Here is a 20,226-nt window from a genome sequence, read left to right as displayed (position 1 = left end):
GGCTGGCGCCGGCGTGTTGTTGATCTGGATCAGCCACCGCGAAGAATAGACAGCGCCTCGTCGGCGATGACCTGCTCCTCGTCGGTGGCGATGACGTGAGCGGCGATGCGACTTTTTCTCGTGCTGATCGTGAAATCATTGGCGGCATTGGCTTTTTCGTCGATGGCAAGGCCAAGCCAGGACGATCGCTTGGCTACGCCGGCACGGATCTCCGACTGATGCTCGCCGATGCCGGCGGTGAAGACGAGCGTGTCGAGACCGTTCAGCGTCGCTGCCATGCGACCGATCTCGCCGGCAATGCGCAGCGTGAAGAGGTCGATCGCCTGGCGGGCCTGCGGCCGATCGTCCTTCAAGAGGTCGCGCGTATCGGCGCTGATGCCTGAGACGCCGAGCAGGCCGGAGCGATGATAAAGCAGGTCCTCGATCTCCTCGAAGGATTGTCTCCTCTCACCGGCCAGATGCAGGATGACGCCGGGATCGAGCCAGCCGGTGCGCGTCGCCATCGGGATGCCGTCGAGCGTCGAAAAACCCATGCTGCAATCGCGGCTGACGCCTTCATCCAGCGCGCAGAGGCTGGCGCCGCTGCCGAGATGGGCGACGACCACCTTTGCCGCGTGCGGCGCCTTGCGGCGAAGCTCGCCGGCGATGAACTTGTAGGAAAGTCCGTGGAAACCATAGCGCTTGATGCCTTCGTCATGCAGCGCGCGGGGAATGGCGAAGCGGCGAACGAGATCGTCCTGCGTGGCGTGGAAGGCGGTGTCGAAGGAGGCCGTCTGGACAAGATGCGGCTTCAGATGCCGGAGCGCGCGGATGAAGCGCAGCGCCTGCGGCTGGTGCAGGGGCGCAAGCGAGGTCAGCGCATCGACCGCATCGATCGCGGCGTCATTAAGGGCGACGGCACTGGTGAAGCGGTCGCCGCCATGGACGACGCGGTGGCCGGCGGCGCGCACGGCGGCGACATCGAGATGCCCGGCGAGAAGGGAAAAGGTCTCGTCGATGACGCCATGCAGGTCTTCCGTCGTCTCCGCCTTCAGCGGCGTCTCGAATGTCTGTGGCCCCGCTGTCAGGCTGAGAGACAGCGGCTCGGCGCGGAAATCGATCACACCCTTGCCGATGCGCCGCGCCGCATCGCCGTCCATCGCGAAGATGCCGATCTTCACCGTCGAGGAACCGGCGTTGAAAGTCAGGAGAAGGTCGGTCGATGGCATGTCTCAAAGACTCCGCACGGTTGTGGTCACGACCGAACTTAGCGTCGAGGCTTCCGGCGGAAAGAAATTATTCGCCCGCTGCTCGTTTTTTGTCGAAGCGCGCACGACCGTCTTGGGCCGGCCGCGATCGACATACGGCATGTTTCACGAATGCGCCGGGACGAGCACATGACGGGTAGGATCGTGCGGCGTCAGTGTCTTACGGGCGGGTCAGCCATGGCGTCATGAGAGCTTCACGCGGCGGAATTATTAACAAAAGGCAAATTTGCAAACGGAACAAGGAACTATGCCATGGCCGATATTGCCCCCAGCCAGGTTCATAGCGACGCTTCCCACCCGCTCCACAGTTCGAATTCGGCCGGCAAGTGGTTCTTGCCGCTGTTCGGGCTCGTTCTGGTTTGCGGCCTTGGATATGTCGCCTATGCACTCGCCCGCGACCTGACGACCGCAGTTGCCGTTCCCTGGATTCTGCTGGGCCTTGCGCTGCTCATCGCGCTCGGCTTCGAGTTCGTCAACGGTTTCCATGATACAGCCAATGCCGTCGCCACCGTGATCTACACCCGTTCCATGCCGGCGGAATTTGCCGTCATCTGGTCCGGCTTCTTCAACTTCCTCGGCGTGCTGACTTCGAGCGGCGCCGTCGCCTTCGGCATCCTGGCGCTGCTGCCGGTGGAATTGATCCTCCAGGTCGGCTCCGGCTCCGGCCTTGCCATGGTCTTTGCGCTGCTGATCGCGGCGATCTTCTGGAACCTCGGAACCTGGTATCTCGGTCTGCCGTCGTCGAGTTCGCATACGCTGGTCGGCTCGATCATCGGCGTCGGCCTTGCCAACCAGTTCCTGGCGCCGGCAGGCACAGCGACCAGCGGCGTCGACTGGTCGCAGGCGACCAATATTGGACTATCACTTTTGATCTCGCCGCTGATCGGCTTCGGCCTTTCGGCCGTTCTTCTGCTCGTCATGAAGGTTTTGGTGCGCAACAAGGCGCTCTATGACGAACCGAAGGGCAACCAGCCGCCGCCGCTCTGGATCCGTGCGATTCTGATCTTTACCTGCACCGGCGTCAGCTTCGCCCACGGTTCCAACGATGGCCAGAAGGGCATGGGCCTCATCATGCTCATCCTGATCGGCCTGGTGCCGACGGCCTTCGCGCTGAACCGCACGCCCGATGTCAATTATCTCGAAGCCTACAAGTCGGCATCGGTCCAGGTGGAAGCCGCACTCGGCAAATATGTGAAGCCTGGCGTGACCGTTGCGGACTACAAGGCCGAGGTCAGCAACGCCGTCAAGAACAAGACCTGGACGGATGCGACGACGCCGGCCCTGCAGCAATATATCCACCAGACCAGTGCCGAAGTCGCCGCCTTCCCGACGCTCGAAGCGGTGCCGACCAATCTCGTCGGCAACGTCCGCAACGACATCTACCTGATCGGCGAGGCGTTGAAGCTGATCGACAAGCAGAAGTTGCTGCCGATGGATGCCGGCGACCTCAGCGCAGTGACGAACTATCACAAGGCGGTTGACAACGCGACGAAGTTCATCCCGCTCTGGGTGAAAGTGGCGGTCGCGATCGCGCTCGGCCTCGGCACGATGGTGGGCTGGAAGCGCATCGTCGTCACCGTCGGCGAAAAGATCGGCAAGACGCATTTGACCTATGGTCAGGGTGCGGCAGCCGAAGTCGTGGCGATGGTCACCATCGCTTCGGCCGATCATCTCGGCCTGCCGGTCTCAACCACGCATGTTCTGTCGTCAGGCGTTGCCGGCACCATGGCGGCGAACGGGTCCGGCCTGCAATGGTCGACCGTGCGCAATATGCTGATGGCCTGGGTGCTGACGTTGCCGGCCTCGATCGCAATCGCCTTCGTGCTCTTCGTGATCCTGCGCCAGGCTTTTTAGAGCAAATTCCCGGCAAAGCGCGAAGCGGTTTGCCGGGAATTACGTCAAAACAAAAGGTTAGAGCGCTCCGTCAGGCCGTGAAGGCCAGACGGGTCTTGCGATCGCTGATGAAGATGCCCGCCTCGGCGGCGGGCATCGCTTTGCCGAAGAGATAGCCCTGGCCGATGTCGCAACCGAGCTGCAGCAGGAAGGCGAGCTGGCCGTGCTCCTCGATGCCTTCCGCGGTCGTCTTGATGTTGAGGCTCCTGCCGAGGCCGAGCATGGCCCGGACGATCTTTTCCTGGCGCTCCTCGTCGCGATAGGTGGCGATGAAGCTTTTGTCGATCTTGATCTTGTCGAAACGATAGCGGGCTAGCTGGGCAAGGCTCGAATAGCCCGTGCCGAAATCGTCGAGTGCGATCTGGATGCCGGCTGCGTGTAGTTCGTCGAGAATGGTGGCAGCGACGGCGGGATCCTGGATCAGCGCGTTTTCGGTGATCTCCACTTCCAGGCGCTGCGGCGGCAGCCGGCTTGCCGAAAGGACCTTGAGAATGCGCGACGTCAGCAATCTGTCTTCCATCTGCACCGGCGAGACGTTGAAGGACAACGTCACATGCTCCGGCCAGGTGAGTGCGTCGCTGCAGGCCTGGGTGAGGAGATCCTCGAATAATGCCGTGATCATGCCGGTTTCCTCGGCGATATCGATGAAGACCGGCGGCGGGATGTTGACGCCGTCGTCGCCGATCCAGCGCGCCAACGCCTCGAAGCCGCAGAGCTGGCCGGTCTTCAAATCGATCAGCGGCTGGTAGAAGGGCTTGATCGCCTTGTTGGAGATGGCGGCGCGCAGCCTGGTTTCCAACGCGGCGCGTTCCGTTACCTTGTCCTGCATCGAAGGCTCGAAGACGAAATAGTGGTTCGGTCCGCGTGATTTCGCCTCGTACATGGCGAGGTCGGCCCGGTGGGCGGCATCTTCCAGCGGTTCGGCTTCCTCAACCCAGCGGTCATAGCCGACGCTGGCGCCGACTTCGACGGCAAAACCATCGATATGGATCGGCCGGGTGACGGCCTGGATCAGCAGCTTGGCAAAACGCTCCTCGCGCTGCGCCGTCAGGGCGAAGGCGACGATGATGAATTCGTCGCCGCCGAAGCGATAGACGCAGTCGGCATTGCCGAGCGCGCAGATCCGTCTGGCAACCTCGATCAACAGGATGTCGCCGCCCTTGTGACCGACGAGGTCGTTGACCTTCTTGAAGCCGTCGAGGTCGACGGAGAAGATGGTGACGTTGCGATCCCACTCCTCGATCTCGGCCTCGTCGTCCTTGACCGGCCGTGAGAGGATCTTGCGCTCGAAGGCGTAGCGGTTCGGCAGCTTGGTGAGATGGTCGTGGGTTGCGGTCCAATCGGCTTTTGCCTGGGCGGCCGCGCGCAGTTCCATTTCCTTACGCAGGTCGGCGATGCGCAGCACCGAATAGATGAAGCTCATGGCGCCGGCGATGCCGAGCGCCAGAACGAGCTTGTCGGCGCCGTACTCGCCGAAACCGGTCATGAAGGCGACCAGGCTGTCGTCGAGCTGTAGCAGCGTGCCGAGAAGCCAGAGGGTCGCTCCAGACACCACGATCGACACGCATTGCCGTCCGGCCCTGCTTTGGAAAAACACCGGCATTATGCCTTCTCCATCTCCACCTTCGCGGAAATATCACGAAAGTCTGAAATGTTTGTTGAAACCAGAAGGCGAATTATCAGAGGCGGCAGCCTGTTGCTGTGCCGCAGAGAGACCCGACAGGCTTGTGGGGAACCAGGGCGTCGTTATCAGCACGGTCCCCTTCATGGTTCGGGAGACTGGCTCATGCGGAAAAGAACGAAGGCGAGCGTGCTGATGCATCGCTCGCCCTTTCCAGTGCTTCAGGCGGTGACGATCAGCAGCGGAACGCTGACGATGAGACCGACCAGAACCGTGACTGTGGCGACACGCATGAAACGCAGGCGTCGCGTGCGCTCGCCACTCCAATCATATGTCATGCTTCCATCTCCTTGGGACAAGGAAGTAGTCCCCGCAAAGCCGGGTTCAACAGAGATGACGCGATTTGCTTGTGCAAAGCTGGATAAGATCAGCAGTCTCTAATGCTGGAAGCGCAGAGACCAGCGCTGTCCGTTGCTGGTCATGCGGATGACGGAAAGTGGCTCGACGTCGCTCAGCCAGAAGGAGGAGAGTGGCGCCTGAAGCACATGCACGATCGCTGCCCGGATGACGGCCGCATGGCTGATTGCAATAATGTGGCCGTCGAGGACGGTCTGTCCATCCATCCAGCCGGCGATGCGCGTGCGCAGATCAAGAATGCTCTCGCCGCCATGCGGGGCCGCTTCCGGATCGCTCATCCACCCCATGAGGTTCTCCGGCTCTTCGGTCCCGATCGCCGCGATCGACCTGCCGGCCCAGCGGCCATGGTCGTAGTCGCAAAGCGCCTGATCTATCCGGGCTTCGAGGCGCAGCGCATCAGCAGTCTGACGGGCGCGCAAGGCGGGGCTTGTGGCAATACGATCGGCGCGGGGCGGGGCGATCATCCTGCCGGCCTCCTCCACTGCCTTGTCCTCGAGCGGTTCGTCGAGCGGGAACAGGGCCTTGCGGCTTGCTGCCGTCGCGCCGTGGCAGATCCAGGTGAGGCGCGTGTTCACAGTCGTTCTTGTCTCCCGAAATGCGGCGACAGCGTCCTTCGCCGGCTTGTGAAGTTTCGTTGACAGTCTCTTCGGCGTGCAGATATAACCGTGCTGTTGCGGGTTTGGAAGCCGGTGTAAGTCCGGCGCGGTCGCGCCACTGTGACCAGTGTGTCGAAAGCTCTTCGCGCTGGAAGTCAGACCCTACTGCACAAGCACTCTTTCGACTGAACGCGTCATTCCCGGAGGAATACATGTCTGACACCACTTTCGCGCCCGTTGCTGTACCGGCGCCGATCCCTGTAGGCGAGATCCTGCCCTGGGCGATCTTCGGCGGCCTGCTGATGCTCATCGTCCTCTATTTCGTCGGCACCGAGGAAGGCGCGATGGCGCTGTTCAACGGCATGTATGTGCACGAATTCGTGCATGACGGCCGCCATCTCCTCGGCTTTCCCTGCCACTAAGGGAGTTCCTGACATGGTTGGAAACCTTCTGCTTCGCGGCATGCTCGCGGGCCTGATTGCTGGTATCCTCGTTTTCGCTTTCGCCCATACTTTCGGCGAGCCGCTGGTCGATGCGGCGATCGCCTTCGAGGAGGCAAGCGCCCAGGCGGCCGGCGAGGCTGCCGAACCCGAAATCGTCAGCCGGGCCACACAGGCCGGTCTTGGCCTTTTCACCGGCGTCATGGCCTACAGCGTCGCCGTCGGCGGGCTCTTCGCGCTCGCCTTCGCTTTCGTGCAAGGCCGATTCAGCAGCCTTTCGCCGCGCGGCACCTCGGCCGTCATCGCCATTGCCGCCTTCGTGGCGGTTGTCCTCGTTCCCGGTATCAAATATCCGGCCAACCCGCCGGCGGTCGGCAATCCCGACACGATCGGTGCGAGGACCGAACTGTTCTTCCTGATGATCGTCGTCTCGCTTGCGGCGCTGGTTGCCGCAGTGGCGCTGTCGCGCCGCCTTTCCGAGCGTTTCGGTCTCTGGAACGGCGCGATCATCGCCGGCATCGTCTATCTCGTCTTCATCGGCGTCGTGCTCTATCTGCTGCCGCCGATCAACGAGGTGCCGGAGAACTTCTCGGCGATGGTGCTCTGGCGGTTCCGCACGACCTCACTCGGCATGCATGTGATCCTCTGGGCAGCGCTCGGCCTCGCCTTCGGGGCGCTGGCGGAAAAGCGACTTGCGGTCAGGGGTGGACAACGCAGCCGGCCGGCCACGGCATTTCACTGAAGGCATCGAAGGGCGCCGCTTTGCCGGCGCCCTTAACTTTTCGAGCAAGCATGAAAATCGGCAAAACCATACCACTCCTGTCGGCGGCGTTTGCCGCGGCTGCCTTTTTTTGTGGGGTTGCCGGAAGCGCTTTTGCTCATAGCCGCAGCGATGGCGGTAGCCATGCGGGCCTGGATATCCCGGAAATTTCCCATGGCGAGATGGCTGTCATGTCTGACTATCGCAGTGGGATTATCGACCTTGCATCCCGTGCAGTCGATACGAACGAGCCGTTCCGCCGCATGCTGAACTATGCCGAGATCCAGTATTCCTACTGTCTGTGGGGCCGGATGCCGGGCAGCGTGACGGATGAGGAAAGCCCGTTCAACGAATGCGCCCATGCCTATCTGGCCGCGACCAAGGCCGTCTTGCTTTCGATGCGCGAGATGCCGCGGGAGGGGGCTGCTGCAGGCGAAATCATTTCCGCTGTCGATGCTGACATGGTGCGGCGCGGTCTTGCGCTCATCACCTGCCGGTTCAGCGGCGAGGCCTTCAACACAGCCGATATCGTCGAGCCGCGCTGGAGGGGGATCCCATTCCATGTCGCCAGCATGGCGTCTCTGACGGGGCTTGCCTCTTTGTTCGGCCTCGGTGTGTTTGCGCTTCGCCGCTTCTCGCAACCGAAGGCTCAATCGTCGGAATAGCGCTGCTCGCGCCACGGATCGCCATACATGTGGTAGCCGTTCTTTTCCCAGAAGCCTGCCTGGTCGGCAGGCATAAGGTCGATGCGGCGCAGCCATTTGGCGCTTTTCCAGAAATAGAGATGCGGCACGACGAGGCGCATCGGGCCACCGTGTTCGGGCGTTAGCGGCAGGCCTTCCCAGGCGGTGGCGAGGATCGCATCCTCGGCGGCGAAATCGGAAAGCGGCAGGTTGGTGGTGTAGCCGTCATAACTCGTCAGCATGACGTAACCGGCTTCGGGCTTGGGCATGGCGAGATCGAGCAGATCGCGCGTCGAAACGCCCTTCCATTTATTATCGTAGCGCGACCAGGTGGTGACGCAGTGGATGTCGCTCACCTTGGCGCTCTGCTCGATCGCCTGGAACGCGGCCCAGGTGAGAGTGAGCGGCGTTTCGACGAGTCCGCGCACATCGAGCCGCCAGGTATCTGTGGAGACAACAGGCTGCTGGCCGAGATCGAGCACCGGCCAGTTCTTGACGAGGTGCTGGCCGGGCGGCAGGCGCTCGGCTTCGGGACGGCTGATGCGGCCGGTGAGGAACTTACCTTCGGTCGCCCAACGGCGTTTGGAGGTAGTGAGCTTGCTGTCGGTGGGCGCCTGATCGTCGCTCATGAGTGGGGTCTCCTTGCGATGCGGCAATAGGACATCCGCCCTAGGCGGGTGTCAAGTTTCGGCGACCCCTTGGAAATCCCTGCCGGCCTCACTAAACTCGGTGCCATGGGGTATGCCTCGCTGGGGAGTGGAGGCAGAAAGGGGAGGAGCCGGTTCTGTCTTCGAGATATCGTGCGATAGCGGCGTTGCTGGTCGTGCCGCTGATCATATTCGCCTTCTTCACCTACGGCAGCGCGATTGCCACGCGCGCCTATATGGAGGAAGCCTCGGCGCAGGCGGGAACGGCGCTGCGTCTTGCCGTTTCGGCACTCAGCGGCCATCTCAACCGCTACGAGGCGCTGCCGGCGTTGATCGCCGATCACGACGACATCAAGGAACTGGTGAGCGCGCCCGAGGATGAGGCGCTGCGCGCTGCGGCCAATCTTTATCTCAAGGCGATCAACGGGCTGCTGAAATCCTCCGACATCTATGTGGTCAAGCCGGATGGAGAGACGATCGCGGCCAGCAATTACGACGGACCTGCAAGTTTCGTCGGCCAGAATTTCAGCTACCGGCCCTATTTCCAGGATGCGATCGAAGGCCGGCAGGCGCGGTTCTACGCGCTCGGCACAACCTCGCTGAAGCGCGGCTATTATTTTGCCGCACCGATCCGGACAGGCGCGGATATTCGCGGTGTCATCGTCTTCAAGGTCGATATCGACACGATCGAATCATCCTGGGGCGGCGGCGAATACAGGATCTTCGTCTCCGATCCCGAGGGCATCATCTTCATGTCGGGAAGCCCGGAATGGCTTTACGGCGCCATCCTGCCGTTGACGGCCGATCGCATCGCCCGCACCGAGGCGTCGCGGCGCTATGCCAATGCCAGGCTGACGGCGCTGCCAGTGACGCGACATCACTTCGAGCAGCATGAGCTGATGACGCTGGCCGGCGAGCGCGGCTCGAGCGAATATCTGGTGCTCTCGCATTACATGCCGGCCGAGGACTGGACGGTGAACGTGCTGATGGAGACGAGTTCCATCCGCGCCCAGGCGCGCACGGCGCTTGCTGCCGTGTTTCTCATCCTCTGCATTGCCGGGCTTACGGTGGCCGTCCTTCGCCAGCGGCGGGCGCGGCTTGCCGAGCGCATGCAGATGCAGGCCGAGGCCCGCAACGAGCTGGAGCGGCGCGTCGATGAGCGCACGGCCGATCTTGCCCGCGTCAACAGCCGCATCGAAGAGGAGATCGCCGAGCGGCGGCTGACCGAGCAGCAGCTTCGACAGACGCAAGCGGACCTCATCCAGGCGGGCAAGCTTGCCGGGCTGGGGCAGATGTCGGCTGCGCTTTCGCACGAGTTCAACCAGCCGCTCGCCGCTGCCAAGACCTATACGGACAGCGCCTCCGTTCTCATCGACCGCGGGCGGACGGAGGAGGCGCGGGACAATATCCGCCGTATCGGCGGGCTGATCGACCGTATGGCTGCGATCAGCCGGCACCTGCGCAACTTCGCCCGCAAGCCGAACGAGAAGCTCGGTCCCGTTTCCCTCGACGAGGCGATGCGCGATACGCTGGAGATCATCGCCTGGCGGCTGAAGGCGGCGGATGCCGAACTGCTGCTCGCTCTCGGGCCGCGTCCGCCGGTGGTGCGCGCCGGTTCGGTGCGTCTGCAGCAGGTGCTGGTGAACGTGATCTCGAATGCGGCCGATGCGGTGGAAGGGCTGGATGATCGGCGCATCGAGGTTTCGGCCTTCGAGGAGGCCGGAAAGGTGGTGCTGACGGTGCGGGACCATGGCCCGGGCGTGCCGGCGGCGATCGCCGAACGTATCTTCGACCCGTTCTTCACGACGAAGGGCGTCGGCAAGGGGCTCGGCCTCGGGCTTTCGATTTCCTACAACATCATCAAGGATTTCGGCGGCAGCCTGACTGCTGCCAATCATCCCGAAGGAGGCGCGGTGTTCCGCATCGAGCTGCAATCGGCGGCAGGATTGATGCCGGAGGCAGCGGAATGAACGATGCAAAGATCCTGCTGGTTGACGACGAGGAGGAACTGCGCCGCTCGACGGCGCAGGCGCTGGAGCTCTCCGGCTTCAGCGTCGAGACCTATTCGAACGGCGACCACGTGCTGGAACTGATCGGCTACAGCTTTCCCGGCGTCGTCGTCAGCGATATCCGCATGCCCGGCATCGACGGCATGACGCTGATGCAGAAGATCCGTGAGCTCGACCCGGAGGTGCCGGTCATTCTCGTCACCGGCCACGGCGACGTTCAGCTTGCGGTGAAGGCGATGCGCGAAGGCGCCTATGATTTCATCGAGAAGCCGTTCACGCCCGAGATGCTTGCCGGGGTCATCCGCCGGGCGATGGAGCGGCGCGGCCTGGTGCTCGAAAACCGGCTGCTGAAGGCGGTTGCCGGCAAGCGCGACGATATCGAGGCGCGGCTGCCGGGGCGCACGCAGGTGATGGTGGATCTGCGCTACCGCATCCGGGCGATCGGGGCGAGCGATGCCGATACGCTGATCGTCGGCGAGACCGGGGCCGGCAAGGAGGTGGTGGCGCGGGCGCTCCATGACATCAGCGCCCGGGCGAGTCGGCCGTTCATCGCGATCAATTGTGCCGCACTGCCGGCAAACCTGATCGAGAGCGAGCTCTTCGGCCATGAGGTGGGGGCATTTCCGGGTGCGGTGAGGCCGCGTTATGGAAAATTCGAACACGGGCGCGGCGGCACGATCCTGCTCGACGAGATCGGCTCCATGCCCTTCGACCTGCAGGCGAAGTTCCTGCGGGTGCTGCAGGAGCGGGTGATCTCCAGGCTCGGATCGAACGAGGTGGTGGCGCTCGACGTGCGCTTCATCGCGACAAGCAAGGTCGATCTGGAGGCGGAGGTGGCGGCGGGGCGCTTCCGCGCCGACCTGTTCTATAGGCTGAATGTCGCGACGCTGCATGTGCCGTCGCTGTCGCAGCGGCGGGCAGATGTTCCGCTGCTCTTCCTGCAACTGGTGCGGGAGGCGGCGGCCCGCTACGGTCGCGACGAGATGGCCGTGCCGCCGGAAGTGATTTCCGACATCGCTCAGCGCGACTGGCCCGGCAATGTGCGTGAATTGAGGAATGCCGCAGACCGTCTGGTCCTCGGTCTCGACAATGGCGGGCGCCAAGCCGAGGAGGCGACCGGGCTTGCTGAGCGTGTCGCCGAATTCGAACGAGGGGTCATTGCCAGCGCGCTGGTGGCTCATGGCGGAAGCCTCAGGCCGGTCTATGAGTCGCTCGGCATTTCTCGGAAGACACTCTACGAAAAGATGCAGAAATACGGTCTCGACAAGCGGATGCTGATCACCGAAAGTTAGCGCCTTTTTTAAAGGCGCATGCATTCCAACCACATTTTACGGCTTGACATGCAACCATTTGGTTGCCTATAAGGGGCAAAATAGGCAACCAAATGGTTCCATATAAAGACATGGATGATGATACGGTTTTCCGGGCTCTTGCGGATGCGAGCCGGCGGCAGTTGCTAGATCGGCTGTATGCGAGGAACGGCCAGACTCTGGCTGAGCTCTGCGAGGGGCTTACGATGACGCGCCAGGCCGTGGCCAAACATATTGCGATCCTGGAGGAGGCGAGCCTCGTTTCGTCGCAGCGCCAGGGCCGGGAGAAACTGCACTTCATCAATCCCGTGCCGATCAACGAGATCGCGCAACGATGGATCAACAAATTCGAGCGGCAGCAACTGAATGCGCTCGCCGATCTGAAGCAGACTCTCGAAGGCAAGGGCGGCCACTAGATCCGCGGCCTGGCCATCGGGGAGTACCCAGAGCATGATGCCGAAAAGTGCAAGCGGTTTTCGGACGACATCATGCTCTAGCTATCTAGTTGAGAACAGGATTCAGATTTTAGGCCGGGTCGGCCTAAAATCATCCTGTTCTGGTCCTGGCGAAAAGGGAGTATCATCATGGCTGGCAGCACATATAACTATGTCACCTTTATCCGCACGACGCCGGAACAGCTCTGGGCGGCGCTGACGACGGCCGAGTTCATGAAGAAATTCTGGCTCGGCGCCCATTTCGAGACCGAGTGGCGAGCGGGCGCTGCCTGGAAGCTTCTGTTCGAGGACGGATCAGTCGCCGATACCGGCGAGATCCTCGAATGCGATCCGCCCAACCGGCTCGTGCTGAAATGGCGGAACGAGTTCATGCCGGAGCTGAAGGCCGAGGGCTATTCGCAATGCGTGATGGAGATCGAGGCGGACAACGATACTGCCACCAAGCTGACGGTGACCCATTCCATCGCAGTCGAGAATTCCAAGCTTATCAACGCCGTTTCAGGCGGCTGGCCACGCATTCTCTCCAACCTCAAGTCGCTCATCGAGACCGGCGAAGTGGTGCTGCCTCCCAAAAAATAAGGCAGACGTCATAGCGCGATGGGTGGATTTCCACCCACCGCATTGGGCGTTTGTTTCCAAATCGACCCATGCTGCATCGCACTGTCGCAAAATCGTCTTTCGAAAGCGGTTGCAATGATTGCGGGTCGATTTTTCCCGGCGGCAAATAGGTGATCCGAACCGGCGCGGAGGATGTGTCGGCGGGCTCGCTTATTTCATCAGGGAGGAAACGATGAAAATTCTGAAGGCCATGCTCGGCCTGACCGCGGCTGCCGCGGTCTCTCTTCTCGCCGGCGCCGCTTCGGCGCAGACCTATCCCGAGCGCACCATCACCATGGTCGTGCCCTTTGCGGCCGGCGGCCCGACCGACACCGTCGCGCGCCTGGTCGCCGAATCCATGTCGAAGGATCTCGGCCAGCAGATCGTCGTCGAAAATGTCGGCGGCGCCGGCGGCACGCTCGGTGCTGGCCGCGTGGCGAGTGCCGATCCCGACGGTTACACCATCCTGCTGCACCATATTGGCATGGCGACCAGCGCTACGCTCTACCGCAAGCTCGCCTACGACACGCTCGGCGCCTTCGACTATGTCGGCCTCGTCACCGAGGTGCCGATGACCATCGTTGCCCGTAAGGACATGGAGCCGGCCGACCTCAAGGGGCTGATCGACTACATCAAGGCGAACAAGGACAAGGTGACGGTTGCCAATGCCGGCATCGGTGCGGCCTCGCATCTCTGCGGCATGATGTTCATGAGCGCCATCCAGACGCCGCTCACGACCGTTCCCTACAAGGGCACCGGCCCTGCCATGACCGATCTGCTCGGCGGTCAGGTCGATGTGATGTGCGATCAGACGACCAACACGACGAAGCAGATTCAGGGCGGCACGATCAAGGCCTATGCCGTGACCTCGCCCAAGCGGCTCGACGTGATGAAGGATATTCCGACAGCCGTCGAAGCCGGGCTGCCGGGTTTTGAAGTCGGCATCTGGCACGGCATCTATACGCCGAAGGGCACGCCGGCTGAGATCAACGAACGTCTGTCGAAGTCGCTGCAGGTCGCGCTGAAGGATCCGAATGTCGGCGCCCGCTTCGCCGAGCTCGGCACGGCGCCATCCTCCGATGCCGATGCGACGCCGGCTGCGCTGAAGGCCAAGCTCGAAAGCGAGATCGCCCGCTGGAAGCCGATCATCGAGGCCGCCGGCGAGTATGCCGACTGAGGATCATGTCCTCGTCCAGGACATGCCGGATGAGCCCCTCACCCTAACCCTCTCCCCGTGCACGGGGAGAGGGAACATGCGTCATTCAACGGCGGTGGAGGCGAAGGGTTTGCGGCATATCCCCTTCTCCCCGCGTGCGGGGGGCCGAAGGACGGGTCGAGACCCGTGGCTCGACCCCGGTTAGTGCCGGCAGGCGGATGAGGGGATACTTCCTTTGTGACCGCGTCACATCAACCATCTCCAACCCAGGAGACACCATGAAGTCCATCAGTTTCGATACCACCAATGCGATCTGCGGCGCGCTTTTCGTCGCAACCGGTGCTTTCTTCGCCATCCAGTCGCTGGGGCTCGACCTCGGTACGGCAGTGCGCATGGGGCCCGGTTATTTTCCGTTGGCGCTTGCCGGTGTGCTCGTGCTTCTCGGCGCGATCATCTTCATTCAGGCACTCCGCGTCGAGGGCGAGCCTATCGACCCGTTTGCCTGGCGCGGCATGCTCTTCATCCTGCCGGCACCGGTGTTCTTCGGGCTGACGGTGCGCGGTCTCGGATTTGCACCGTCACTGTTCCTCACCGCCTTCATCGCCTGCTTCGCATCGCAAAAGATGAACGTGTTCTTCGCGATCATCCTCTCGCTGCTGCTGACGATCTTTTCGGTCGCGGTCTTCAGCTACGGGCTCGGCCTGCCGTTCGAGCGCTTCGGCCCCTGGGTCCGGTTCTAGGAGGCGATGATGGATCTTTTCAGCAATCTCGCGCTCGGCTTTGCAACAGCCGGCACTCCGGAAAACCTGTTCTTCTGCCTGATCGGCGTGCTGCTCGGCACGCTGATTGGCGTGCTGCCCGGCATCGGCGCCACGGCGACGATCGCCATGCTGCTGCCGATCACCTTCCAGCTCGAACCAGTCTCCTCGCTGATCATGCTCGCCGGCATCTATTACGGCGCGCAGTATGGCGGTTCGACGACGGCGATCCTCATCAACATGCCGGGCGAATCCTCCTCGGCCGTCACCGCGATCGACGGCTACCAGATGGCCCGCAAGGGCAGGGCGGGGGCAGCACTTGCGATCGCGGCCCTCGGCTCGTTCTTCGCTGGCACCGTGTCGACCTTCCTCGTCGCGATCTTCGCGCCGCCGCTCACCGCAATTGCGCTGCAATTCGGCTCGGCAGAATATTTCTCGCTGATGGTCGTCGGTCTCGTTTCCTCGATCGCTCTCGCGCACGGCTCTGTCGTCAAGGCGCTGGCGATGGTGGCGCTCGGGCTGCTACTCGGCCTCGTCGGCACCGACATCTATACCGGCACGCCGCGCTTCACGCTCGGCATCCGCGAATATGCCGACGGGCTGAACTTCGTGGCGCTCGCCGTCGGCGTCTTCGGGGTTGCCGAAATCCTTCGCAACCTCGAGGGCGAGTCGACACGCACGGTGCTGATGGCCAAGGTGTCCGGCCTCTTGCCGTCCCGCCAGGAATTCAAGGAGATGATCGCACCCGTCATTCGCGGCACGGCGATTGGCTCGGCGCTCGGCATCCTGCCGGGTGGCGGTGCAATCCTTGCCTCCTTCGCCTCCTATACGGTGGAAAAGCGAATGTCGAAGACGCCGGAGGAATTCGGCAAGGGTGCCGTTGCCGGTGTCGCAGGACCGGAATCGGCAAACAATGCCGGTGCGCAGACCTCGTTCATTCCGCTCTTGACGCTCGGCATTCCGGCCAATCCCGTCATGGCGCTGATGATCGGTGCGATGATCATCCAGGGCATCGTGCCCGGTCCGAACGTCGCCACCGAGCAGCCGGCGCTGTTCTGGGGCATCATCGCCTCGATGTGGATCGGCAACCTGATGCTCGTCATCCTCAATCTGCCGCTGATCGGGCTCTGGGTGAAACTGCTGACCGTGCCTTACTACGTGCTCTTCCCCGTCATCATGGCCTTCTGCTCGATCGGGGTCTACAGCGTCAACGCCAATGTCTACGACCTCTATGCCGTCGCCTTCTTCGGGCTCATCGGCTATGTGTTGGCGAAGCTTCGCTGCGAGCCGGCGCCGCTCCTGCTCGGCTTCGTGCTCGGGCCGCTGCTCGAGGAGAACCTGCGTCGCGCCATGATCCTGTCGCGCGGCGATCCCACCACCTTCGTCACGCGACCGATCAGCGCCATTCTCCTGGCGATTGCGGCCGCGGTCCTCATCGTCGTCTTCCTGCCTAGCGTCAAGAAGAAGCGCGAGGAGGTGTTCGTCGAAGAGACCTGAGGGGTTGAACTTGTGGGCCGTTTGATGAACAACGGATGATCTGACGCGGGCGCCGGTTGGGCGCCCGTTTCGCTTGACAGGATATCCAGGCCCATGAGCATTGCCCGATGAGCATCCCCGCCCGGATCAAGGACGATCTGCCTTTTCTGACCTCCCTGCGCCGCGATCTGCACGCCCATCCCGAACTCGGTTTCGAGGAGGAACGCACCGGCAGCATCGTCGCGAAGCTTCTCGACGAGGCTGGTATCACAGTGCATCGCGGGCTCGGTGGAGCCGGCGTGGTCGGTACGCTGCAGATCGGCAACGGCACGCACAGGATCGGGCTCCGCGCCGACATGGATGCGCTTGCCATGCCTGAGATGGCGGAGCGGCCTTATAAATCGACGGTGTCAGGCAAGATGCATGCCTGCGGCCATGACGGGCATACGGCGATGCTCCTCGGCGCCGCGCGGCATCTGGCGGCGACACGGAGTTTTTCCGGCACGGTGCATTTCATCTTCCAACCGGCCGAAGAGGGGCGGGGCGGGGCGAAACGCATGGTCGAGGAGGGGCTGTTTCAGCTCTTTCCCTGCGATGCCGTCTACGGGCTGCACAATATGCCGGGGCTTGCGGTCGATGAGATCGCCGTGGTCGAGGGACCGCAGCTTGCCTCCTCCGACAGCTGGCGGATTACCTTTCGCGGGACCGGCACGCATGGCGCCAAGCCGCATCTCGGCCGCGATCCGATCACGGCCGCCGGCACCTTCCTGTCATCGCTGCAGACGATTGTCGGACGGGTGGTCGATCCGCTGCAACCGGCGGTCGTCAGCGCCTGTTTCCTGCAGGCGGGCGACCCAAAGGCGCTGAACGTCATTCCTGATATCGTCGAGATTGGCGGGACGGCGCGGGCCTATTCGCCTGAGGTGCGCGATCAGCTCGAGACCGAGATCGGACGCTTGGCGCATGGCACGGCGGCCATGTACGGCATTGCCGTGGACTATGCATTCGAGCGGCGAATTCCGCCTGTCGTCAACGATGCGGATGCGACGGCGCGGGCGCTTGGTGCGGCTGGTGCGGTCTTTAATGAGAAGGTGCGGACAAGCTTTCCGCCATCGACGGCGGGAGACGATTTCGCCTTCTTCGCGCAGAATGCGCCGGGCTGCTATGTCTGGCTCGGCAACGGTCCGGCGGTGGACGGGGCGCTGCACCATAATACGGCTTATGATTTCAACGATGAAGCGCTTGGATATGGGGCGGCTTACTGGGTTGCGTTGGTCGAGCGGGAATTGAAGGTCTAGATGGAGTTTGAGGTGGCGGGGACGCACGCCCTTTGTATATGGTCTGTGCGCCTCGGCTTACATAATCTCCAGCACCGGACTCTCAAGCACTTTCCCCGTCACCACATCGGCAATTCCCCGATCCGTCTGGTGCGGGCCGGCATTGCAGGCGAGCGTTGCGCCGAAGCAGGCCTTGAAGACCAAATAGGGCGGCTTCCACTTGACGATCTTTTCCATTGCACTGCGGATGCTGACGAAGGCCAAGGCGGTGTCCTTCAGCGATGCATCCGTCACCAGACCGGAGAGCGGCAGCGGCAGCATCGCTTCGATCCGGCCGTCCCTGGCGACCGCCATGCCGCCACCAGCTGATATGACGGCGTTGGCGGCGAGCGCCATGTCGCCCGCATTGCCGCCGAAGACGGTGAGGTTGTGGCTGTCATGCGAAACGGTGGTGCAGAAGGCGCCGCGCCATTCACCCCAGCCGGTGAGGAAACCGATGCGCGGGGTACCGTCGGTTTTGCCGTGGCGATGGGTGACTGAGATCATGGCACTGCCGGCCGGCGGCACGACGAACCCGTCCCTGACCGCCGTTTCGGCCTCGCCCCATTGCGTGAAGCGCGGGCGGTCGATGGTGGCGACGCGGACGCGCTCGCCCTGCGCCGGAATGCGGAAATCATTCTCGGTCAGCGGCGGCAGCTTCACCGAATTGACAAGCGGCGCCGTATCAATCTGCTTGACGGCCACCTGCATGCTGCCGTTGCGGGCGACGAGGCGGCCGCCTGATATCACCAGCCGCGCGCGGAATTCCGTGAGGTCGTCGAAGAGCACGATGTCGGCGCGGCGGCCGGCGGCGACAAGGCCGAGATCGGGACGCTGCAGACGTTGTGCGGCATTGAAGGTCGCGGCACGGATGGCCCATTCCGGCTTCATGCCGTAGCGTACCAGGCGCCTGATGACGTCGTCGAGGCCGCCGCCTTCCTGGAGTTCGTCGGGAAAGACGTCGTCGGTGCAGAGCGTGACGGTGGGAGGCAGGTGGCCGAGACCGTTCAGCACCTCGACGAACTCCTTCAGCAGATGGTCGTGAGAGCCGCGCAGCTCGATCGTCAGGCCGGCTGAAAGCTTGGCGAGGAGATCGGTGCCGGAGGTAAGTTCGTGGTCGGAGGTGATGCCCGATGCAATGAAGGCGTTGAGATCGGCGCCTTCGAGGCCGCGGGCATGGCCGCAAACGAGCTTGCCGGCGGCAAGGCCGGCATTGACGATGGCCGTCATGCGCGGATCGCCGTCGATGATGCCGCGCATGTTCATGACTTCGGCGACGCCGCCGACGGCTGGGGAGCGCAGCATCTCGGCGACGACGGTAGCATCGAAATCGGCGCCGGCAAGTTCCAGGCCTGGCGCGGAAGGCACGCAGGAGGGCGCGAGCAGGATCACGCGCAGTGGCAGGCCGCGCGCCGCCTCGATCGCCCAGCGCACGCCGTCGAGCCCATGGACGTTGCCGAATTCATGCGGATCCCAGACGATCGTAGTCACGCCGCGCGGCAAGACGGCGCTCGCATATTCGGCCGGCGTCACCATCGAACTTTCGACATGCATGTGCGTGTCGATCAGGCCGGGCGTCAGGATGCAGCCCGCCGCATCGATGGTCTCGACGGCATCCGTTCGGCTTGCCGGGGCATGGACGCTGGCGATGAGGGTGCCGACGAGGCCGATATCGGCTTTCCGGATCAGGCCTGTCACCGCATCGAGCAGCCTGCCACCGGTGATTAGCATGTCGAAAGGGGCGTCGCCGCGCGCCGCAGTGACGGCGCGGGCGCGCAAGGCGGGATCATTGAGATCGGCGGGTTCCTGACGAGGGGTGGCGGTCATTTGCGGGCCTCGTTGACCAACGCGGCGAGAATGATGACACGCGCCATGTCGGCATCGATGTCGGCGGCGAATTGGGCATTGAAGGTTGCATGCGTGGCGCGGGTCTCGACGACGGTGCGGCCTCGGGTGAGGGCACCCTGCAGCTCGACGTCGATGCGGGCGGGACGGAAGCTGACGATATCTGGAGCGACGAAGGCGACGGCGGCAGAGGGGTCGTATATCGCCATGGCCGGGCGGCCGCGGCTGGTGCCGATGCGGATATAACCCGAGAACATATCGGCGATCAGCTCGGCATTGGCGCCGCCGGCATGGCGTATCGGTTCGGCGTCTTCGGGCCTTGCCAGCACCTTGCGGCAGAGGTCGAGATCAACCATGCGCAGCGGCAGGCCATGGGCGATGACGATCGACAGGGCTTCCGGATCGGCGAGCGCGTTGAATTCGGCGGAGGCCGTATGGTTGCCGCTGGTGACGCCACCGCCCATCCAGACGAGTTCGGTGATGCGGGCGGCAAGATCGGGCCGGGCAAGCGCCACGGCGGCGATGTTGGTGAGCGGCCCGAGCGCCAGGATGCGGTGCTGGCCCTGGCGCTCCAGCCAACGGCAGAGTGCTGCGAAGGCATCGCTGTCGGTAAGGGCAGCCGCCTGCGGCAGGCTCCTGCCGATGGTCGGGATGCCGGTTTCGCCAAGGATCGCCTGCGCGGTTTCAAGCTGGCCGAGAACGGGCATGGCGCGACCGGTGTGGATCGGGAACTTCCAGCCGAAGGCACTGGCAGCGCCGGCGGCATTTATTCTCACCTGCGGCAGCGGCGTATTGCCGAAGAGCAGCGATAGGCCGTCGATCTCGAGTTCAGACTGTACCACCACCAGAATGGCGGCGATGTCGTCAAAGCCCATGTCTGTGTCGATCCATACGCCCATGATTTCACCCGAACCGTTTGAGGTTTGCCGCGTCGGCAACCGGCAGATCGAAGGCGAACGCGGTATCGAGGAGGAGTGCTGACGAAGCAATGAGAGCCTTT

General features: G+C 63.0%; 19 protein-coding genes. 12 read left to right on the top strand and 7 right to left on the bottom strand.

Annotated features, from left to right (window positions below):
* Positions 1-29: 29 nt before the first annotated feature.
* Complete coding sequence (locus J3P73_RS20375) at positions 30-1,208, bottom strand: acetate/propionate family kinase (protein ID WP_075225412.1); 1,179 nt, start codon at positions 1,206-1,208, stop codon at positions 30-32.
* Positions 1,209-1,499: 291 nt separating this feature from the next.
* On the opposite strand from J3P73_RS20375, the gene J3P73_RS20370 reads away from it, so the two are divergent.
* Positions 1,500-3,101, top strand: coding sequence for an inorganic phosphate transporter (locus J3P73_RS20370; protein WP_018068969.1), 1,602 nt, complete (start codon positions 1,500-1,502; stop codon positions 3,099-3,101).
* A gap of 70 nt (positions 3,102-3,171) precedes the next feature.
* Here the strand turns inward: J3P73_RS20370 and J3P73_RS20365 are convergent, their stop codons facing one another.
* Positions 3,172-4,743, bottom strand: a complete 1,572-nt coding sequence (locus J3P73_RS20365; protein ID WP_018068968.1) for a putative bifunctional diguanylate cyclase/phosphodiesterase — start codon at positions 4,741-4,743, stop codon at positions 3,172-3,174.
* Between the two features lie 455 nt (positions 4,744-5,198).
* A complete protein-coding gene (locus J3P73_RS20360) occupies positions 5,199-5,753 on the bottom strand; it encodes a histidine phosphatase family protein (protein ID WP_018068967.1) in 555 nt (184 codons plus the stop codon).
* Between the two features lie 233 nt (positions 5,754-5,986).
* Here J3P73_RS20360 and J3P73_RS20355 point away from each other — a divergent pair, with 233 nt between their 5' ends.
* On the top strand, positions 5,987-6,196 hold the full coding sequence (locus J3P73_RS20355) for a CbtB domain-containing protein (protein ID WP_003542661.1): 210 nt from the start codon (positions 5,987-5,989) through the stop codon (positions 6,194-6,196).
* Between the two features lie 13 nt (positions 6,197-6,209).
* Positions 6,210-6,956, top strand: a complete 747-nt coding sequence (locus J3P73_RS20350; protein ID WP_018068966.1) for a CbtA family protein — start codon at positions 6,210-6,212, stop codon at positions 6,954-6,956.
* A 32-nt stretch (positions 6,957-6,988) separates the two neighbouring features.
* On the opposite strand, the gene J3P73_RS38085 is transcribed toward J3P73_RS20350, so the two are convergent.
* Positions 6,989-7,120 carry a hypothetical protein gene (locus J3P73_RS38085; protein WP_269207300.1) on the bottom strand — a complete coding sequence of 44 codons (132 nt, stop codon included), beginning with the start codon at positions 7,118-7,120 and terminating at the stop codon, positions 6,989-6,991.
* A 6-nt stretch (positions 7,121-7,126) separates the two neighbouring features.
* Here J3P73_RS38085 and J3P73_RS20345 point away from each other — a divergent pair, with 6 nt between their 5' ends.
* Positions 7,127-7,639 (top strand): hypothetical protein, encoded by a 513-nt coding sequence (locus tag J3P73_RS20345; protein WP_226532172.1) that lies wholly within the window; start codon positions 7,127-7,129, stop codon positions 7,637-7,639.
* Here the strand turns inward: J3P73_RS20345 and J3P73_RS20340 are convergent.
* Positions 7,624-8,286, bottom strand: a complete 663-nt coding sequence (locus J3P73_RS20340; protein ID WP_075225416.1) for a sulfite oxidase-like oxidoreductase — start codon at positions 8,284-8,286, stop codon at positions 7,624-7,626. The two genes, J3P73_RS20345 and J3P73_RS20340, sit on opposite strands and share 16 nt — an antisense overlap.
* A gap of 194 nt (positions 8,287-8,480) precedes the next feature.
* Between J3P73_RS20340 and J3P73_RS20335 the strand changes: the two genes are divergently transcribed.
* The 8 genes from J3P73_RS20335 to J3P73_RS20300 all read left to right on the top strand — a co-directional run bounded on the left by J3P73_RS20335 (position 8,481) and on the right by J3P73_RS20300 (position 17,363).
* A complete protein-coding gene (locus J3P73_RS20335; RefSeq protein WP_280526923.1) occupies positions 8,481-10,274 on the top strand; it encodes a sensor histidine kinase in 1,794 nt (597 codons plus the stop codon).
* Positions 10,271-11,605 (top strand): sigma-54-dependent transcriptional regulator, encoded by a 1,335-nt coding sequence (locus tag J3P73_RS20330; RefSeq protein ID WP_130692605.1) that lies wholly within the window; start codon positions 10,271-10,273, stop codon positions 11,603-11,605. Before J3P73_RS20335 ends, J3P73_RS20330 begins: the two co-directional genes overlap by 4 nt.
* Before the next feature lie 110 nt (positions 11,606-11,715).
* Positions 11,716-12,039, top strand: a complete 324-nt coding sequence (locus J3P73_RS20325) for an ArsR/SmtB family transcription factor (protein ID WP_130687150.1) — start codon at positions 11,716-11,718, stop codon at positions 12,037-12,039.
* Positions 12,040-12,207: 168 nt separating this feature from the next.
* A complete protein-coding gene (locus J3P73_RS20320) occupies positions 12,208-12,657 on the top strand; it encodes an SRPBCC family protein (protein WP_130692603.1) in 450 nt (149 codons plus the stop codon).
* Positions 12,658-12,868: 211 nt separating this feature from the next.
* Positions 12,869-13,852, top strand: a complete 984-nt coding sequence (locus J3P73_RS20315) for a tripartite tricarboxylate transporter substrate-binding protein (protein ID WP_018068959.1) — start codon at positions 12,869-12,871, stop codon at positions 13,850-13,852.
* Between the two features lie 257 nt (positions 13,853-14,109).
* Positions 14,110-14,571, top strand: coding sequence for a tripartite tricarboxylate transporter TctB family protein (locus J3P73_RS20310; RefSeq protein ID WP_018068958.1), 462 nt, complete (start codon positions 14,110-14,112; stop codon positions 14,569-14,571).
* Between the two features lie 9 nt (positions 14,572-14,580).
* Positions 14,581-16,086, top strand: a complete 1,506-nt coding sequence (locus tag J3P73_RS20305; RefSeq protein WP_018480961.1) for a tripartite tricarboxylate transporter permease — start codon at positions 14,581-14,583, stop codon at positions 16,084-16,086.
* Positions 16,087-16,193: 107 nt separating this feature from the next.
* Positions 16,194-17,363 carry a M20 aminoacylase family protein gene (locus J3P73_RS20300; RefSeq protein ID WP_130692601.1) on the top strand — a complete coding sequence of 390 codons (1,170 nt, stop codon included), beginning with the start codon at positions 16,194-16,196 and terminating at the stop codon, positions 17,361-17,363.
* Positions 17,364-17,420: 57 nt separating this feature from the next.
* Here the strand turns inward: J3P73_RS20300 and J3P73_RS20295 are convergent, their stop codons facing one another.
* Both J3P73_RS20295 and J3P73_RS20290 read right to left on the bottom strand, forming a co-directional pair.
* Entirely contained in the window at positions 17,421-19,208 is a 1,788-nt protein-coding gene (locus J3P73_RS20295) for an adenine deaminase (RefSeq protein WP_130692599.1), read from the bottom strand.
* Positions 19,205-20,125, bottom strand: coding sequence for a nucleoside hydrolase (locus J3P73_RS20290; protein ID WP_130692597.1), 921 nt, complete (start codon positions 20,123-20,125; stop codon positions 19,205-19,207). The genes J3P73_RS20295 and J3P73_RS20290 overlap by 4 nt, the downstream gene beginning before the upstream one ends.
* Positions 20,126-20,226: the final 101 nt, after the last annotated feature.

The organism is Rhizobium ruizarguesonis, assembly GCF_017357285.1.
In the GTDB taxonomy this organism is placed as follows: domain Bacteria; phylum Pseudomonadota; class Alphaproteobacteria; order Rhizobiales; family Rhizobiaceae; genus Rhizobium; species Rhizobium ruizarguesonis.
This window is presented reverse-complemented; position numbering and strand designations above follow the sequence as displayed.

Excerpts from the sequence above, each read along its gene's own strand:
- J3P73_RS38085 (WP_269207300.1), bottom strand. The coding sequence starts at position 7,120 with ATGGCTACCGCCATCGCTGCGGCTATGAGCAAAAGCGCTTCCGGCAAC.
- J3P73_RS20330 (WP_130692605.1), top strand. The coding sequence starts at position 10,271 with ATGAACGATGCAAAGATCCTGCTGGTTGACGACGAGGAGGAACTGCGC.
- J3P73_RS20305 (WP_018480961.1), top strand. The coding sequence starts at position 14,581 with ATGGATCTTTTCAGCAATCTCGCGCTCGGCTTTGCAACAGCCGGCACT.
- J3P73_RS20320 (WP_130692603.1), top strand. The coding sequence starts at position 12,208 with ATGGCTGGCAGCACATATAACTATGTCACCTTTATCCGCACGACGCCG.
- J3P73_RS20340 (WP_075225416.1), bottom strand. The coding sequence starts at position 8,286 with ATGAGCGACGATCAGGCGCCCACCGACAGCAAGCTCACTACCTCCAAA.
- J3P73_RS20310 (WP_018068958.1), top strand. The coding sequence starts at position 14,110 with ATGAAGTCCATCAGTTTCGATACCACCAATGCGATCTGCGGCGCGCTT.
- J3P73_RS20300 (WP_130692601.1), top strand. The coding sequence starts at position 16,194 with ATGAGCATCCCCGCCCGGATCAAGGACGATCTGCCTTTTCTGACCTCC.
- J3P73_RS20350 (WP_018068966.1), top strand. The coding sequence starts at position 6,210 with ATGGTTGGAAACCTTCTGCTTCGCGGCATGCTCGCGGGCCTGATTGCT.
- J3P73_RS20295 (WP_130692599.1), bottom strand. The coding sequence starts at position 19,208 with ATGACCGCCACCCCTCGTCAGGAACCCGCCGATCTCAATGATCCCGCC.
- J3P73_RS20325 (WP_130687150.1), top strand. The coding sequence starts at position 11,716 with ATGGATGATGATACGGTTTTCCGGGCTCTTGCGGATGCGAGCCGGCGG.
- J3P73_RS20370 (WP_018068969.1), top strand. The coding sequence starts at position 1,500 with ATGGCCGATATTGCCCCCAGCCAGGTTCATAGCGACGCTTCCCACCCG.
- J3P73_RS20375 (WP_075225412.1), bottom strand. The coding sequence starts at position 1,208 with ATGCCATCGACCGACCTTCTCCTGACTTTCAACGCCGGTTCCTCGACG.
- J3P73_RS20315 (WP_018068959.1), top strand. The coding sequence starts at position 12,869 with ATGAAAATTCTGAAGGCCATGCTCGGCCTGACCGCGGCTGCCGCGGTC.
- J3P73_RS20355 (WP_003542661.1), top strand. The coding sequence starts at position 5,987 with ATGTCTGACACCACTTTCGCGCCCGTTGCTGTACCGGCGCCGATCCCT.
- J3P73_RS20365 (WP_018068968.1), bottom strand. The coding sequence starts at position 4,743 with ATGCCGGTGTTTTTCCAAAGCAGGGCCGGACGGCAATGCGTGTCGATC.
- J3P73_RS20290 (WP_130692597.1), bottom strand. The coding sequence starts at position 20,125 with ATGGGCGTATGGATCGACACAGACATGGGCTTTGACGACATCGCCGCC.